Raw genomic sequence first — 14,742 nt, 5'->3', positions numbered from 1 at the left:
CGCTAGCACCCTGTTGTGACAGATTTATTTCACTTAACGACACTGACTGGAACAGTTTTGTACGCAAATTTGTGCCAGCGAGCCGCAGCCGCCTCCATTGTCGTTCTTGCACTGCGATTGCTGCACGTAGCAGTTTTGCTGACACGCCGACACATCGCACTTCGCGGCAATTGGCGTTAGCTGCACTACCGGCGCTTTTCTCTCCGGCTGCCATTGCGGTTGCGCCAGCACGCTAGCGCTGAATAGCAGCGTAAAAGCCATTATCCACTTCATGAGTAAGTCCTCGCAGAAAGGTTCTATCAGTATGGCTGTTCCCAGGCCAATTACCATGCTGAAACCTTTGATTCACAAAAATGCGCAGCTTGCCCTGATAAGGTGCACCAGGCCGTTCCCTTACCGTGCAGCACGCCGAGATAAAACTAAATTATCATTTATAAATCAAAATGATATCGATAATTTTCTCCATAAACATAACTGGTACAAAAGTTGCAATCTCTAAGGCATAGCAAAGGAGATAAATATGAAAGCGATTGTCATTGGTGCGGGCATTGGTGGGATGAGTGCCGCTATTGCGCTGGAGAAAGCGGGTTTTGATACAACGGTGTTTGAAGCAGTGAAAGAGATGAAGCCGGTGGGTGCGGCAATCTCTATCTGGCCAAACGGCGTTAAATGCCTCAATGCATTAGGCATGAAAGCGTCGCTGCGCGTACTGGGCGGCAACATGGCGTATATGGCTTACAACGATGCGCACAGCGGCCATACGCTCACCCGCTTCAGCATGACGCCGCTGGTGCAACAGGTTGGTGAATATCCTTACCCGGTGGCACGCGCCGAATTACAGGCAATGCTAATCGACACCTACGGTCGTTCGCGTATCAGCTTCGGCAAGCGCGTGACCCAGGTTGAGCAAACCGAGCAAGGCGTCACCGCCTGGTTTGATGATGGCAGCCAGGCCGAGGGCGATTTCCTGATTGCCGCTGACGGTGCGCATTCAGTGATCCGTCACTATGTGTTGGGCGAGAGCGTGGAGCGGCGTTATGCCGGCTACGTTAACTGGAACGGTCTGGTGACCATTGATGAAACCATCGCGCCTGCCGATCAGTGGACCACTTTTGTTGGGGAAGGTAAACGCGTGTCGCTGATGCCGGTTAGCGGCAATCGCTTCTACTTTTTCTTCGATGTCCCCCTGCCGAAAGGCTTACCGGAAGATCGTTCCACGCTGAAAAACGATCTTAAAGGCTACTTCAGCGGCTGGGCCGATCCGGTGCAACGCTTGATTGAAAGCCTCAATCCACAAACCACTAATCGGGTAGAAATTCACGATATCGAACCCTTCAGCCGTTTCGTCAAAGGTCGCGTGGCCTTGCTGGGCGATGCAGCGCACAGCACCACGCCGGATATCGGGCAAGGTGGCTGCGCGGCAATGGAAGATGCGGTGGTGCTGGCGCAGACGCTGGCAGCGCATTCGCTGGGGATTGAGGATGCGCTGCTACGCTACGAAGCACGGCGCGTGGATCGCACCAAAGATCTGGTCCTTAAGGCGCGCAAGCGCTGCGATGTGACGCATGCGAAAGATACTGAAGTGACCGCGGCGTGGTACGCGGATTTGAAAAACGAAACCGGCGAGCGCGTGCTGGCCGGAATGATCGAAACCATTGAAGGCGGGCCGTTCGGGTGAACCGGGTCGCCATGAATGGCGACCCTACAAACAATCGTTACGCGTCCTCCAGACCACGGTTTTTCAGCATCGGGCCGATCTCCGGCTCTCTGCCGCGCCAGGCCAGCCACAGATGCTGCAGGTCGGTGCTGTTGCCGCGCGACAGAATATGGTCGCGGAACTGCTGGCCGTTTTCGCGTGTTAATCCACCTCGTTCAACAAAGGCCTGATAGCCATCATCGGCCAGCATCTGCGTCCAGATATAGGCGTAATAACCGGCCGCATAACCGCCGCCCCAAATGTGACGGAAATAGCTGGAACGATAACGCGGCGGAACCGCCGCCAGCGCGATGTTTTCCGCCGCCAGCGCTTGAAGTTCAAAGTGACTCACGTCCTGCGGATTATCTTGGGTCGTGAGCGAATGCCACTGCAAATCCAGCAGCGCCGCGGCCAGCAGCTCGGTCATGTCATAGCCTTTGTTGAACTTCGCGGCACGCACCATCTTGTCACGCAATTCGCCAGGCATCGCCTCGCCGCTTTGGTAGTGACGCGCATAGTTAGCAAACACCGCTTCGTTGCTGGCCCAATGCTCGTTGATCTGCGACGGGAACTCGACAAAATCGCGCGGCGTGGCGGTGCCGGACAGGCTCGGATAACGCTGGTTCGCAAATAAACCGTGCAGCGCGTGACCAAATTCATGGAACAGCGTAATCACTTCGTCCCAGCTCAGCAGCGCCGGCTGGCCAGCCTGCGGCTTAGTGTAGTTGCAGACGTTGTAGATCACCGGCTTGCTGCCGAGCAGCGTGCTTTGGTCGACAAAATTGCTCATCCACGCGCCGCCGCTCTTGTTATCGCGCTTGAAGAAATCGGTGTAGAACAGCGCTAGCGGCATGTCGTCGGCATCGAAAATCTCATACACGTTGACGTCCGGATGATACACCGGCAGATCGTGACGCTGGCTAAAACGGATACCAAACAGCTGGCTGGCGGACCAAAACACGCCCTTCTCCAGCACGTTGTTCAGCTCGAAATAAGGGCGGATTTGGCTCTCGTCCAGCGCGTATTTATCTTTGCGTACCTGCTCGGCATAGAAATTCCAGTCCCAGACGCGCAGCGGGAAACGGTGGTGCGCTTGCTCAATGGCGCGCTGGATATCAGCGGCTTCGCGTTCTGCGCGCGCGCGCGCGGCAGGCACAATGTTACGCATAAAGGCAAACGCGGCATCTGGCGTTTTTGCCATCTGATCCTGCATGCTCCATTCGGCATAGGTTTTGAATCCGAGCAAGCTCGCCTGCTGAGCGCGTAGCTGCGCCATGCGCAACACGATGGCGCGCGTGTCGTTATCATCGCCCTGCTCGCTGCGCGTTAGTGCCTGCTGGAACAACGCTTCACGCGTGGCGCGTACCTCCAGCGATTGTAAGGCCGGTTGCTGGGTGGTGTTTTGCAGGGCGATCAGCCATTCACCGTGTAAACCGCGCGCTTCGGCGGCGGCTTTGGCGTGCGCCAGATCGTCTTCACTTAATCCTGCCAACGCCCGCACATCGCTTACCACATAGGCGCCCGCTTTGGTGGCGGCTAAGAGCTTGTTGCCAAAGCGCGTGCTGAGGCTCGCCAGTTCCTGATTGCAGGCACGCAGTTGGGTTTTATCGGCTTCGCTCAGACTGGCGCCCGCCAGCTGGAAATGCTGCCAGGTGACTTCCACCAGACGCATCGCTTCGGCATCCGGACACTGCGAACCGCGCTGTTGATACACGCTATCGAGGCGGGCAAACAGCTGGCTGTTGAGGCAGATTTCATCGTTCAGCGCGGTGAGCTGCGGCGTAATCTGTTCGTCGATTTCCTGCAGACGATCGCTGGTATTGGCAGAGGTCATCGCGCCAAACACCAGATTGACGCGTTTTAACAGCTGACCGCTGCGCTCCAGCGCCTCATAGGTGTTGGCAAAGTCTGGCGCATCCGGATTGTTGGCGATTGCCGCCACTTCGCGGCGTTTTTCTGCAATGCCCGCTTCTAGCGCAGGCAGAAAATCGTCTTCCTGAATCTGATCAAAGGGTGGCGTTTGATACGGCAAACGGCTGGCGGTGAAAAACGGATTGGCTCGTGAAGTCATTATCGCTCCTGATAATCAGCAACGCCGCACGGCGGCGGCTGGATGTTTCTATCCTGGCAGTTTCCACCTCTCTCAACAACTTATCGCCTGCTGCTGATAAACGCTGATGATTTCGCCCGCCACCGCCACCGCAATTTCAGCTGGCAACTTACCCTTCACATCCGCTAAACCAATCGGGCAGCGCAGGCGTGCAACGGATTCGGCAGCAATGCCTTTGCCCTCCAGCCGATAGCGAAAGCGCTGGGCTTTCGTCGCCGAGCCAATCACCCCGGCATAGCGGAAATCGCCGCGGCGCAGAATCGCCTCGCTGAGCGCCAGATCCAGCGGATGATCGTGGGTCATTACCACAAAGTAACTGTCGGGGGCGGCTTCCTGCACACAGTCGATTGGATCGTCGACCTGGCGCACCGTGACGCCAGCCGGTACCGTGCGAAACTGTGCGGCGCGGCTATCAATCCAGGTGATATGGCACGGCAAGGTGGCCAGTAAATTCACCAACGCCTGGCCAACATGACCGGCACCAAACAGGTGAATTTCCGGCTGATGCTGCATCAGCGGCTCAAACAGCAACGTGGCGTGACCGCCGCAGCACTGGCCGAGACGTGCGGCCAGCGCGAACTCTTCACTGCGCGGTTGCGTGCACCGCTGCTGCAGCATGGCACGCGCTTGCGCAATGCACTGGTACTCAAGATGACCACCGCCAATTGTCAGAAACGTATCGCTGGCGCTTACCACCATCTTACTGCCGCGATCGCGCGGTACCGAGCCACGCTCGCTGAGCACGGTGATGAGCACGCAGCTTTCGCGCTTTTCGCGCAGGCTGTGCAGCACGCTGATCCAGTCATGATAAATCATGCTCTGCTCCTGATAAGCGCTGAATCCCCCAGAACACCCGCTCTGGCGTGGCGGGTGCATCCAGCTGCGGATGGCGGCGATAGTTGTCGACGCTGGCGACGGCATCCTGTAATGCACACCACACGGCAATGCCTAACATAAAGGGCGGCTCGCCAACGGCTTTCGAATGGAACACCGTGTCCTGCGGATTTTTGCGATTCTCCACCAGCGTGACGCGCAGATCGCTCGGCACATCGCTGATCGCCGGGATTTTGTAGCTGGCCGGACCGTCGGTGAGCAGTTTGCCCTTATCATTCCATACCAGCTCTTCGCAGGTGAGCCAGCCCATGCCCTGTACGAAACCACCCTCCACTTGCCCGATATCGATAGCGGGATTCAGCGAGGCGCCCACATCATGCAGAATATCGGCGCGCAGCAGGCGGTATTCGCCGGTCAGGGTATCGACCAACACTTCGCAGCAGGCGGCGCCGTAAGAGAAGTAATAAAACGGTTTGCCGCGTCCGGCGGCACGATCGTAATGGATACCCGGCACTTTATAGAAGCCGGTGGCAGAGAGCGGCACCTGGTTAAGCCAGGCAAGCTGTGCCACCTGCGCAAAAGTAAAGTGCTTCTCACCAACGCGCACAATGCCGTTACTAAAGCTCACCGCGTCAGCAGCACATTGATGCTGCTGACACAGCATCTCGGTCATGCGATCGCGCAGGATTTGCGCGGCATTCTGCGCCGCTTTGCCGTTGAGATCGGCGCCGCTTGAGGCGGCAGTGGGCGAGGTATTCGGCACTTTACCGGTATCGGTGGCGGTGACCTGAATCTGGCTGATATCGATTTGCAGCACTTCCGCCACAATCTGCGCCACTTTGGTGTTTAACCCCTGACCCATTTCGGTGCCACCATGATTGAGCTGCACCGTGCCATCGGTGTAGATCAAAATCAGCGCGCCGGCCTGATTAAGGAAGCTGGAGGTAAAGGAGATGCCAAATTTCACCGGCGTCAGCGCCAGCCCACGTTTCATCAAACGGTTGCTGGCGTTAAAGGCGCTTATTTCACGGCGACGTGCCGCATATTCGCTGCTGGTTTCGAGTTGGGCGGTCATCTCATCCAGCAGATTGTCTTCCACCTGCTGGTGATAATGGGTGATGTTGCGATCGGTTTTGCCATAATAGTTGCGTTTGCGCAGCTCAAGCGGGTCCAGTCCCATTTCCCGCGCGATGTGATCCATGATCTGCTCAATCGCCACCATGCCCTGCGGGCCGCCGAAGCCGCGATAAGCAGTGTTAGACGCGGTGTGAGTGCGGCAGCGATAGCCGGTGATCAGCGCATCGCCCAGGTAATAGGCGTTATCGGCGTGGAACATCGCGCGATCGACAATCGATCCGCTGAGATCGAGCGAATAGCCGCAATTGCCGGCCAAATCAATTTTCACGCCGCAGAAGCGCCCATCGTCATCAACGCCGACGTCGTAACGCACAAAAAACGGGTGGCGTTTGCCGGTGATTTGCATATCGTCGCGCCGCGCCAGACGCATCTTCACCGGTTTGCGCAATTGCCGTGCGGCGATAGCACATAAACAGGCCACGCCCGCCGCCTGTGTCTCTTTGCCGCCAAAGCCACCGCCCATGCGGCGCATATCGATGGTGACTTTGTTCATGGTGATGCCCATCACTTCCGCCACCAGTTTTTGCACTTCGGTGGGGTTTTGCGTGGAGGAGAACACCTGCAGGCTGTCGTCTTCGCCAGGAATCACCAGCGCCGTCTGGGTTTCCAGATAGAAGTGCTCCTGGCCGCCGATATGAAACTCGCCCTTGATTCGCCGAGGCGCGCGCGCCAGCGCGGCTTCCGCATCACCGCGCTGATGAACATGTGGCTGCTGCACAAAGAAGCGCTGTTCCAGTGCTTCGCGCACGTCGAGTACCGCCGGAAGTGCTTCATATTCAATGACCGCTGCCGCGGCGCCGGCACGCGCCGCTTCCGGTGAGTCGGCCGCGACGGCAATCACAATTTGGCCGAAGTATTCGATTTTGTCCTGCGCCAGCAGCGGATCGCCCGGCTCCAGCGGCCCAACATCGTTGAGGCCAGGCACATCGCGCCAGGTCAATACGCTGACCACGCCCGGCACCGCGTAACAGGGTTGCACATCCAGCTTGAGGATGCGCGCGTGCGCGTGCTCGCTGAGGCGCGGACAGAGATGCAGTAATCCCGGTAAATCCGGCTTATCGTCAATATACAGCGCTTCACCGGAGACGTGCTTGTCGGCACTTTCATGTTTGTTGCTGCGCCCCACGCCAGTTTGCATGCCGGTGGCGAACTGCGTTTTCAGCAGGGTTTCATTCAGTTCCGGGCGGTTATGAGACATAGCGCGACACCTCGGTAATGGTCAGCTCGCCAGACGCTTGCGCGTAATAGCGGCGCAGCAGATTGCGTGCCACCTGCAGGCGATAATCAGCGCTGGCGCGGAAGTCGCTCAGCGGCTGGAAATCCACGCTCAGCGCGGTACAGGCTTTTTCGATGCTGGTGAGATTCAATGGCTGGCCAAGCAGCGCTGTTTCCGCTGCCAGCGCGCGTTTCGGTGTTGCCGCCATGCCGCCAAAGGCGATACGCGCTTCCACAATCACATCATTACTGATGTGCAGATTGATGGCGGCGAACACGGCGGAAATATCATCATCCAGTCGTTTCGCCACTTTCCATGCGGCAAAGTTTGGTGACACCGTCACTTTGGCAATAGTAATACTGTGAATGAACTCACCCGGCTGCATTACCGTTTGGCGATATGCGGTAAAGAATTGATCGAGCGGAACTTTTCGCTGCCGTTCGCCCTGCTGCAAAACCAGCTGCGCGTTCAACGCCAGCAGCATTGGCGCACAATCGCCAATCGGTGATGCATTGCCAATGTTGCCGCCCAGCGTGCCCTGATTGCGGATTTGCAGCGAGGCAAAACGCTCCAGCATGCGGCTAAACGCCGGGATGTGCTGCGCCAGAAACTGGTAGCACTGGTGCAAGGACGCGGCGGCACCGAGATAAATATGGTCATGATCCTCGTGGCAAACCTTCAGCTCGTTAACCTGCTCCAGCGCAATTAACAGCGGCAGGCGTTGATATTGCTGGGTGATTTGCAGTGTCAGATCGGTGCCGCCCGCCACTAAATGCGCCTCGGGATGCTGCTGATAAAGATCGGCGAGCTGCGCCACGGTTTTCGGCAGATAACAGCGGCTGCCATCGGCTTCGATAATCTGCACGTCATCGTTGCTGAGCGCCTGTAAACGCTGCACCACCGAGGCGGCGTTGGCGGTGAACGCATCCGCATGTGCGTGTTCACTTGCCTGCTGCGCGGCCTCCATGATCGGACGATAACCGGTGCAGCGGCAGAGATTGCCCGCTAATGCCAGTTCCGCCTGATGACGATTCCAGCCGCCACTGTTTTTTTGCAGGGTGAACAGCGACATCACAAAGCCTGGCGTGCAGTAACCGCACTGCGATCCGTGGCAATCCACCATCGCTTGCTGCACGCTGTGCAGTTCGCTGCCCTGTTTAAGATCTTCCACGGTGATCAGTTGCTTACCCTGCAGGCTGCTGACCAGTGTCAGGCAGCTGTTGACCGCCTGATAGTGCATCTGGCCATCGACGACCTTACCGAGCGTGACGGTGCAGGCACCGCAATCCCCTGAGGCGCAGCCCTCTTTGGTGCCGCGTCGCTGCTGCTGGCCACGCAGGTAGTTGAGCACGGTGAGGTTGGGATCCAGCGCGTGTTCGGTCACTAGACGATTGTTGAGTAAAAACTGAATCATGCGATTTGCTCCTCACTTTCACGCTGCCATACCGGTTTGCCGCTCACCCAGGTCTGCGCGATGTTGCGGTCATCGCCCAGCGTCATCAGCACAAACAGGCGCTCCCAGATATCTTTGCTATTGGCATGGCGCAGCTTCTGCAGCGGCGAAACCGCCGCGTCGAGCACCACGAAATCGGCCTCTTTACCGGGATTAAAGTTGCCGATGACGTCATCCAGATCGAGCGCGTGCGCGCCGCCCAGGGTGGCATGATAGAACGCTTCGCAGGCGCTCAGTTTGTACTGCTGTAACTGGCCGACCTTATACGCTTCGCCCAACGTTTGCAGCAGGTTAAAGGTGGTGCCAGCGCCGACATCGGTGCCGATGCCCATGCGCACGCCCTGCTGCCAGCAGCGTTTGATATTGAACAGGCCGCTGCCGAGAAACAGGTTTGAGGTCGGGCAGAACGCAATCGATGAATCGGTGTCGTGCAGGCATTGCCACTCTTTATCTTCCAGATGCAAACAGTGGGCGAACACGCTGCGTTTGCCGGTGAGGTGGTGATGATGATAGACGTCGAGATATCCGTCACGCTCCGGAAACAGGGCTTTTACCCAGGCGATTTCCTGCTGGTTTTCACTCAGGTGCGTGTGCATCCACACGTCTGGATAAGCCTCGCGCAGCTGACGCACTTTGTCCAGCAGTTCCGGTGAGGATGTCGGCGCGAAGCGCGGCGTGAGCGCGTAGCTCAGGCGACCACGTTGATGCCAGCGTTCAATCAGTTCTCGCGTGTGCTGGTAGCTCTGTTCGGGCGTTTCAGTCAGGTATTCCGGCGCATTGCGATCCATCATCACTTTGCCGGCAATCAGCCGCATATCCAATTGATGCGCCGCGCTAAATAGAGCATCCACCGACTGTTTGTGCACGGTGCCAAACACCAGCGCGGTGGTGGTGCCATTTGATAACAGCTGTTGCAGGAAGAACGCCGACATTTTTGCTGAGTGATCGGGACAGTGATATTGGCTTTCCGCCGGGAAGGTGTAGTGATTCAGCCATTCGAGTAACTGCTCGCCGAAGGCACCAATCATCTCAGTTTGCGGGTAATGAATATGGGTATCGATAAAGCCCGGCACAATCACTTTCCCGCGCAGATCGGTAACCTCTGCTGGATTGACGCGCCCTTCCGCGATCTGCCAGCTTTCGAGGCTGACCACTTTGCCGTCGCGCAGCGTTAATAAGCCATCTTCGAGATAGCGTGCGTTGGCGGCGATGTCGTCCGGCTGCGCGGCCAGAGCGGTGATATCAAAGAAGCTGGCGCGCAGCAGCGTTTCGGATGCGTAAGGCATAACGGTTCCTTGGTGCTTTTTAATGTGCAGGTAATGGCTTAAAGATAGTTTGCAAAGCGCATGCCAACGCAAAGAACAAAAAATACTGTTTAAATTCAATATAATAGGTTGATTGGACTGGTTTTTGTGTCAAGCTGGTACTGCAATCGTATGCGCAACCGATTGCTTATGGTGGCAAACGGTTGCTATCTACCATTGCGCTGAGTTTTGCTTCATTGAGCGCGTACAAAGCTCGATGACATGCGTCTTTGTGGTGCGCGATTGCACTCTCAACGTGCAGGCAAAATCCTGCAACAGCTTGCTTTTGGTTTTCATGAGCATGGGTTCAAGGTTAATGCTAAGGTGTGGCTGATAACCTGAAATCGTTTAAGGAACAGTGAGATGATTATTTTTGTTACTGGCGCAACTGCTGGTTTTGGTCAAAGTATCACCCGCCGCTTCATTGCTACAGGTCACAAGGTGATCGCCAGCGGACGTCGCGCTGAGCGCTTAAAAGAGTTGAAAGAGGAGCTGGGCGACAATCTGTATACCGTGCAGCTGGACGTGCGCAATCGTGCCGCCATCGACGAAGTGATTGCTGCCCTGCCCGCCGAATGGCGCGATATTGATGTGCTGGTGAACAATGCCGGCCTGGCGCTGGGCGTTGAACCGGCGCATAAAGCCAATATTGAAGACTGGGAAAATATGATCGACACCAACAACAAAGGCTTGGTGTATATGACGCGCGCGGTGCTGCCAGCGATGGTTGAGCGCAACGTGGGGCATATTGTGAATATCGGTTCGATTGCCGGCAGCTGGCCCTATTTAGGCGGTAACGTTTATGGCGCGACCAAAGCGTTCGTGCGTCAGTTCAGCCTGAATCTGCGTACCGATCTGCACGGCACCGCGCTGCGCGTAACCGATATTGAGCCAGGTTTGGTTGGCGGCACCGAGTTTTCTAACGTGCGCTTTAAAGGCGATGATGGTAAAGCGGAACAGGTATATGAAGGCACCACCGCACTAACGGCGGAGGATGTTACTGAAGCGGTCTATTGGGTGACCACGCTGCCAAAACACGTCAACATTAATACGCTGGAGATTATGCCCGTAACGCAAACCACCGCAGGTTTGAAGGTGCATAAAGGTTAACGGGCTTTTCAGGCCGCGTACTTGATAGTCCGATATTAGGGGAAACATCCCGATGAGGTCGTAGCGGCGAAAGCCGCCGGAGCGCCTCACGGGATGGTCGCCCCGAGTATCTCGATCTTACCGGCCGCTAAACCCGGCTCCAGCCAGCAACGATGATCAGCATACCGCTAAACGCCACCAGCGCGCCGACCCAATCCCAGGTACTCAGTTTCACGCCATCTACCACACGCAGCCAGATTAGCGCGGTCAACACATACACGCCGCCATAGGCCGCATAGACGCGTCCGCTTGCCGCTGGATGCAGCGTCAATAACCAAACGAACAGCGCCAGACTCGCCGCCGCTGGCAGCAATAGCCAGGCCGTCATGCCCTTCTTTAACCAGAGCCACGGCAGGAAGCACCCGACAATTTCCGCAATCGCTGTAATGAAAAACAGCAACGTGGTTTTCACCAGCATTGAAAATCTCTCTCTAACCTAAACAAATAGCTCACCGCTGGTGAGCAAAGAAGCAGCGATGATATACTAGCGTCCATGGTTGTTACAGCCATGATCCCGGCTGTGCTGGTGTTAAACTGAAGGAAATGAAGATGAAAAAACTGTATTCCACCCTGCTGGTAACCGTGCTGACCTCCAGCGCATTACTGGCCGCGCCGCTGGCTTCTGCCAATACCGATCGCCTGATTATTGAAAATGGCAACAGTGCGTCCAGCAATGAAGCAGCGCGTCAAAGCAAAGAGCAGTGGAACGACACAAAAAATCTGCGTAACAAGGTCAATACCCGCGTTGAGAAAGAGTTCGACAAAGCGGATAAAGCCTTTGATACGCGTGATTCGTGCGAGAAAAGTTACAACGTTAACGCCTATTGGGAACCTAACACGCTGCGTTGCCTTGATCGTCGTACCGGACGCCCCGTTGCGCCCTAATGCGTTATCGCTGCTATAGTTTGCAAAGGAATTCTTACCAAAGGAGTGAATGATGAAAAAACGTAATGCAGTTCTGCTGATGGCCATGCTGGCTCTTCCGGTGTTAGCACAGGCATCGTGTGAAAGTGTTAAAGCGGATATCAGCAAAAAAATTATCAATAACGGCGTCGCTGAAGCGGACTTCACGCTTGATATTGTCCCCAACGATCAAGCCGATCAGGCTGGTGGTCAGGTGGTTGGTCATTGTGAAAATGACACACAGAAGATTGTTTACAAGAAAAATGGCCATGATGCTGACAGCAGCGTGCCAGACAGCGCAGGCAGTTCTCAGGATAGCTCAGCGCAATAATCTTTCGGGCGGCATCCTGGCCGCCCTGCTTTTACTCTGCTTCCGGCCGCTGGCGCGGCATCAGCCATGCCACTCCCAACGTTAACAGCGCAATCAACAGCGACACGACAAACACCCAGTGTAATGAGGAGGCAATTTGCCCAGTCCAGGCATGCAACGTCGCCTCTGGTAGCACCTGACGGCTTTCGTGCGACATGATTTTCTGCATCGGATCGTCTGCCTGCGGCAAACGCAGTGACAGATTGAGATTGAGCACCGCCCCCATCAAAGCGGTACCAATGGCCGACCCTATCATGCGGCTAAACATGATCGACGCGGTGCAAATGCCGCGAATGTCATAATGCGCGTGGTTCTGTACCGATACCAAAAAGGTCGTGCTGGTCATTCCCATGCCGGTCCCCATTACAAACGCGGTAAAACCGGCCTGCATAATGGAGCTATCACTGCGCAGCAGTAACAGTAACGCGCTGCCCGCAATCAGCAGCAGTGCACCCATTTGTGCGGTGAATCGATACGACGTCACCAACATCAATCGTCCGCTCAAGGTACTCGCCAGCGGCCAACCAATCGACATCATTGCTAATGCGCTGCCCGCCTGCAGCGGCGTGCCGCCGGTGATGCCCTGAATCCACGTGGGTAAAAATGCGCTAATGCCCATCATGGTGGCACCTATGATCAGGTTGCCCACGTTACCCGCGACGATGAGGCGACTGCGCCAAATTTCGAGCGGAAAAAGGGGCGCATCGGCGCGCTGTTCATGATGTTTTAAGCGCCATGCGGCAACGAGCGCCAGCGCCAGGAACGGCAATAACCAATAGCCAAGCACTTCCGCTTGCAGCAGCGCGACTAATAATGCCGTTACACATATCATCAGCCAGCAGCTGCCGGTGAGATTAAGTGCGGAATCCTGATAGTGCTCACGCGTTGGCAGGAATCGCGCCAGCAATAACATCGAAAGCACGCCAATCGGCACGTTGACCCAAAAAATCACCGACCAGCTAAAGTGCTGGACCAGCCATGCGCCGCTTAGTGGTCCAATAATTGCGGCAATACCCCACACGCTGGAGAGCCAGCCCTGAACGCTGGCGCGTTCGCGCGGAGAATAGACATCGGCAACGATGGTCGATGTCAGCGGCATAATGGCGCCCGCGCCCAGGCCCTGAAAAGCACGGAACAGAATTAACCACGTCATGTTGTGGGCAAATCCGCAGAGAATGGAGCCAAGCAAAAACAGCGTAACACCAATAAACAGCAGCCGTTTACGGCCCCACATGTCCGCCAGGCGGCCATACAGCGGCACGCTTACCGCCTGGGTGAGCAGATAGATGGAGAACACCCAACCAAACTGCGAAAAACCGCCGAGATCGGCAATGATCGTCGGCATCGCGGTGGCCACGATGGTGACCTCAATCGCCGCCATAAACATGGCCAGCATGCAGCCGATGAGAATCCAATGGCGATGTTCCGTATTCAATTCTGCAGTTTCAGTCATACGTCTCCCTAATTTCTAACAAGGCTAGCTGAAAATTCGTAATAGCAGTTTCCTCTGCGTGCGCCTATTTGTGACAGCGTCACGCATTTCGATGAAATTTTTTTATTGTCGGATGATGCCTTATTCCATGCGGGTTCGCTGTGATTTCCTGTGATTTCTATCTGTCTGATTTTGCCGTAAAAACTGGCGCTATTCGACAAGCATTGCTATAGCTCTAAACGGTGCTTTCCAGTTATTCGCTGGAAAAGCATTAGCAAACAGTCATTTTAACTGCAATTTGACGGGGTGAAGGATTTTCGTGTGTGAGTATGGCTCACATCGCCGCCATCCTGGGAATGACATAAGCATATCGAACGATTTTTCGAATCAGGGAGACACTGGCTATGCAAAATGCATCGCTCGCCCGCCGCGCGGGGCTGGCTCTGCTCGCGATTGTCGCGGTGATTGCTCTGCTGGTATGGGGGCTGGGTTTAAATACGCTGCGCGATCGCCGGGAAGATTTGGTTTATCTCGGACAGCAGCATCTGTTTTTAGTGTTTTGGTCGATGTTCTTTGCGCTGCTGGTCGGGATTCCCAGCGGTATCTTACTTAGTCGTCCGTTCGCCCGTCGCTGGGCTGAATATGTAATGCAAATCTTCAACGTAGGTAACACGCTGCCGCCGCTGGCCGTTCTGGCGCTGGCCATGGTGATTGTCGGTATCGGCGATCGTCCTGCGCTCATTGCCTTGTTCCTCGCTTCACTATTGCCGATTGTGCGTAATACTTTTGCCGGTTTAAGCGCGGTGCCGCCGTCGTTAATCGAAGCCGCCAATGGTATAGGTATGACCAAATTCCAGCGTTTGCGCCAGGTGGAGATCCCCAACGCGTTGCCGGTGATGTTAGCCGGTATCCGCATCGCCACCGCCATCAACGTAGGTACCGCGCCATTAGCGTTCTTGATTGGCGCCAGCAGCTTTGGCGAGCTGATCTTCCCCGGCATCTATCTCAATGATTTCCCCACGCTTATTCTTGGCGCAGTCGCTACCGCTCTGGTCGCGCTGATTCTCGATATGCTGCTGGCGGCATTGGGACGTTATCTCAGCCCGCACTCTGCGGCTTAAACACAAGGAGTTTTGTG

At 55.9% G+C, this 14,742-nt stretch carries 13 protein-coding genes; 5 read left to right on the top strand and 8 right to left on the bottom strand.

Annotated elements, in window-relative coordinates; all coding sequences use genetic code 11:
• Nucleotides 1-33 precede the first annotated feature (33 nt).
• A complete protein-coding gene (locus ACIP6T_RS05385) occupies nucleotides 34-273 on the bottom strand; it encodes a hypothetical protein (RefSeq protein WP_097097355.1) in 240 nt (79 codons plus the stop codon).
• Nucleotides 274-520: 247 nt separating this feature from the next.
• Here ACIP6T_RS05385 and hpxO point away from each other — a divergent pair, with 247 nt between their 5' ends.
• Nucleotides 521-1,678, top strand: a complete 1,158-nt coding sequence (gene hpxO, locus ACIP6T_RS05380) for an FAD-dependent urate hydroxylase HpxO (RefSeq protein ID WP_400455788.1) — start codon at nucleotides 521-523, stop codon at nucleotides 1,676-1,678.
• Between the two features lie 37 nt (nucleotides 1,679-1,715).
• On the opposite strand, the gene dcp is transcribed toward hpxO, so the two are convergent.
• The 5 genes from dcp to guaD all read right to left on the bottom strand — a co-directional run bounded on the left by dcp (nucleotide 1,716) and on the right by guaD (nucleotide 9,732).
• Nucleotides 1,716-3,767: a peptidyl-dipeptidase Dcp gene (gene dcp / locus ACIP6T_RS05375; protein WP_400455786.1), complete on the bottom strand. Its 2,052-nt coding sequence runs from the start codon at nucleotides 3,765-3,767 to the stop codon at nucleotides 1,716-1,718.
• A gap of 72 nt (nucleotides 3,768-3,839) precedes the next feature.
• Nucleotides 3,840-4,622 (bottom strand): xanthine dehydrogenase accessory protein XdhC, encoded by a 783-nt coding sequence (xdhC, locus tag ACIP6T_RS05370; RefSeq protein WP_097097358.1) that lies wholly within the window; start codon nucleotides 4,620-4,622, stop codon nucleotides 3,840-3,842.
• Nucleotides 4,609-6,975, bottom strand: a complete 2,367-nt coding sequence (gene xdhB / locus ACIP6T_RS05365) for a xanthine dehydrogenase molybdopterin binding subunit (protein WP_400455784.1) — start codon at nucleotides 6,973-6,975, stop codon at nucleotides 4,609-4,611. The genes xdhC and xdhB overlap by 14 nt, the downstream gene beginning before the upstream one ends.
• Entirely contained in the window at nucleotides 6,965-8,407 is a 1,443-nt protein-coding gene (gene xdhA / locus ACIP6T_RS05360; RefSeq protein WP_400455781.1) for a xanthine dehydrogenase small subunit, read from the bottom strand. Before xdhA ends, xdhB begins: the two co-directional genes overlap by 11 nt.
• The gene (gene guaD / locus ACIP6T_RS05355) at nucleotides 8,404-9,732 is read right to left on the bottom strand and encodes a guanine deaminase (RefSeq protein WP_400455778.1); all 1,329 of its coding nucleotides are present in this window, start codon (nucleotides 9,730-9,732) and stop codon (nucleotides 8,404-8,406) included. Before guaD ends, xdhA begins: the two co-directional genes overlap by 4 nt.
• A gap of 381 nt (nucleotides 9,733-10,113) precedes the next feature.
• Here guaD and ydfG point away from each other — a divergent pair, with 381 nt between their 5' ends.
• Nucleotides 10,114-10,860, top strand: a complete 747-nt coding sequence (ydfG, locus tag ACIP6T_RS05350) for a bifunctional NADP-dependent 3-hydroxy acid dehydrogenase/3-hydroxypropionate dehydrogenase YdfG (RefSeq protein ID WP_049852249.1) — start codon at nucleotides 10,114-10,116, stop codon at nucleotides 10,858-10,860.
• A gap of 127 nt (nucleotides 10,861-10,987) precedes the next feature.
• Here ydfG and ACIP6T_RS05345 read toward each other — a convergent pair whose 3' ends face one another.
• Entirely contained in the window at nucleotides 10,988-11,317 is a 330-nt protein-coding gene (locus ACIP6T_RS05345; protein ID WP_400455776.1) for a YnfA family protein, read from the bottom strand.
• A 131-nt stretch (nucleotides 11,318-11,448) separates the two neighbouring features.
• On the opposite strand from ACIP6T_RS05345, the gene ACIP6T_RS05340 reads away from it, so the two are divergent.
• Nucleotides 11,449-11,784, top strand: coding sequence for a DUF1283 family protein (locus ACIP6T_RS05340; protein ID WP_097097362.1), 336 nt, complete (start codon nucleotides 11,449-11,451; stop codon nucleotides 11,782-11,784).
• Between the two features lie 52 nt (nucleotides 11,785-11,836).
• Nucleotides 11,837-12,133: a DUF1161 domain-containing protein gene (locus tag ACIP6T_RS05335; protein WP_097097363.1), complete on the top strand. Its 297-nt coding sequence runs from the start codon at nucleotides 11,837-11,839 to the stop codon at nucleotides 12,131-12,133.
• Between the two features lie 31 nt (nucleotides 12,134-12,164).
• Here ACIP6T_RS05335 and ACIP6T_RS05330 read toward each other — a convergent pair whose 3' ends face one another.
• Nucleotides 12,165-13,625 (bottom strand): MDR family MFS transporter, encoded by a 1,461-nt coding sequence (locus ACIP6T_RS05330; RefSeq protein WP_400455773.1) that lies wholly within the window; start codon nucleotides 13,623-13,625, stop codon nucleotides 12,165-12,167.
• 383 nt (nucleotides 13,626-14,008) lie between these two features.
• On the opposite strand from ACIP6T_RS05330, the gene ACIP6T_RS05325 reads away from it, so the two are divergent.
• The gene (locus ACIP6T_RS05325) at nucleotides 14,009-14,725 is read left to right on the top strand and encodes an ABC transporter permease (protein WP_097097365.1); all 717 of its coding nucleotides are present in this window, start codon (nucleotides 14,009-14,011) and stop codon (nucleotides 14,723-14,725) included.
• Nucleotides 14,726-14,742: the final 17 nt, after the last annotated feature.

Origin of the sequence: Pantoea sp. NPDC088449 (genome assembly GCF_044753225.1) — a bacterium.
In the GTDB taxonomy this organism is placed as follows: Bacteria; Pseudomonadota; Gammaproteobacteria; order Enterobacterales; family Enterobacteriaceae; genus Pantoea; species Pantoea floridensis.
This window is presented reverse-complemented; position numbering and strand designations above follow the sequence as displayed.

What these genes read in the sequence shown, in the direction of transcription:
- ACIP6T_RS05335 (WP_097097363.1), top strand. Translation starts at nt 11,837, where the DNA reads ATGAAAAAACGTAATGCAGTTCTGCTGATGGCCATGCTGGCTCTTCCG.
- hpxO (WP_400455788.1), top strand. Translation starts at nt 521, where the DNA reads ATGAAAGCGATTGTCATTGGTGCGGGCATTGGTGGGATGAGTGCCGCT.
- ydfG (WP_049852249.1), top strand. Translation starts at nt 10,114, where the DNA reads ATGATTATTTTTGTTACTGGCGCAACTGCTGGTTTTGGTCAAAGTATC.
- ACIP6T_RS05340 (WP_097097362.1), top strand. Translation starts at nt 11,449, where the DNA reads ATGAAAAAACTGTATTCCACCCTGCTGGTAACCGTGCTGACCTCCAGC.
- ACIP6T_RS05325 (WP_097097365.1), top strand. Translation starts at nt 14,009, where the DNA reads ATGCAAAATGCATCGCTCGCCCGCCGCGCGGGGCTGGCTCTGCTCGCG.
- ACIP6T_RS05330 (WP_400455773.1), bottom strand. Translation starts at nt 13,625, where the DNA reads ATGACTGAAACTGCAGAATTGAATACGGAACATCGCCATTGGATTCTC.
- ACIP6T_RS05345 (WP_400455776.1), bottom strand. Translation starts at nt 11,317, where the DNA reads ATGCTGGTGAAAACCACGTTGCTGTTTTTCATTACAGCGATTGCGGAA.
- ACIP6T_RS05385 (WP_097097355.1), bottom strand. Translation starts at nt 273, where the DNA reads ATGAAGTGGATAATGGCTTTTACGCTGCTATTCAGCGCTAGCGTGCTG.
- guaD (WP_400455778.1), bottom strand. Translation starts at nt 9,732, where the DNA reads ATGCCTTACGCATCCGAAACGCTGCTGCGCGCCAGCTTCTTTGATATC.
- xdhB (WP_400455784.1), bottom strand. Translation starts at nt 6,975, where the DNA reads ATGTCTCATAACCGCCCGGAACTGAATGAAACCCTGCTGAAAACGCAG.
- dcp (WP_400455786.1), bottom strand. Translation starts at nt 3,767, where the DNA reads ATGACTTCACGAGCCAATCCGTTTTTCACCGCCAGCCGTTTGCCGTAT.
- xdhC (WP_097097358.1), bottom strand. Translation starts at nt 4,622, where the DNA reads ATGATTTATCATGACTGGATCAGCGTGCTGCACAGCCTGCGCGAAAAG.
- xdhA (WP_400455781.1), bottom strand. Translation starts at nt 8,407, where the DNA reads ATGATTCAGTTTTTACTCAACAATCGTCTAGTGACCGAACACGCGCTG.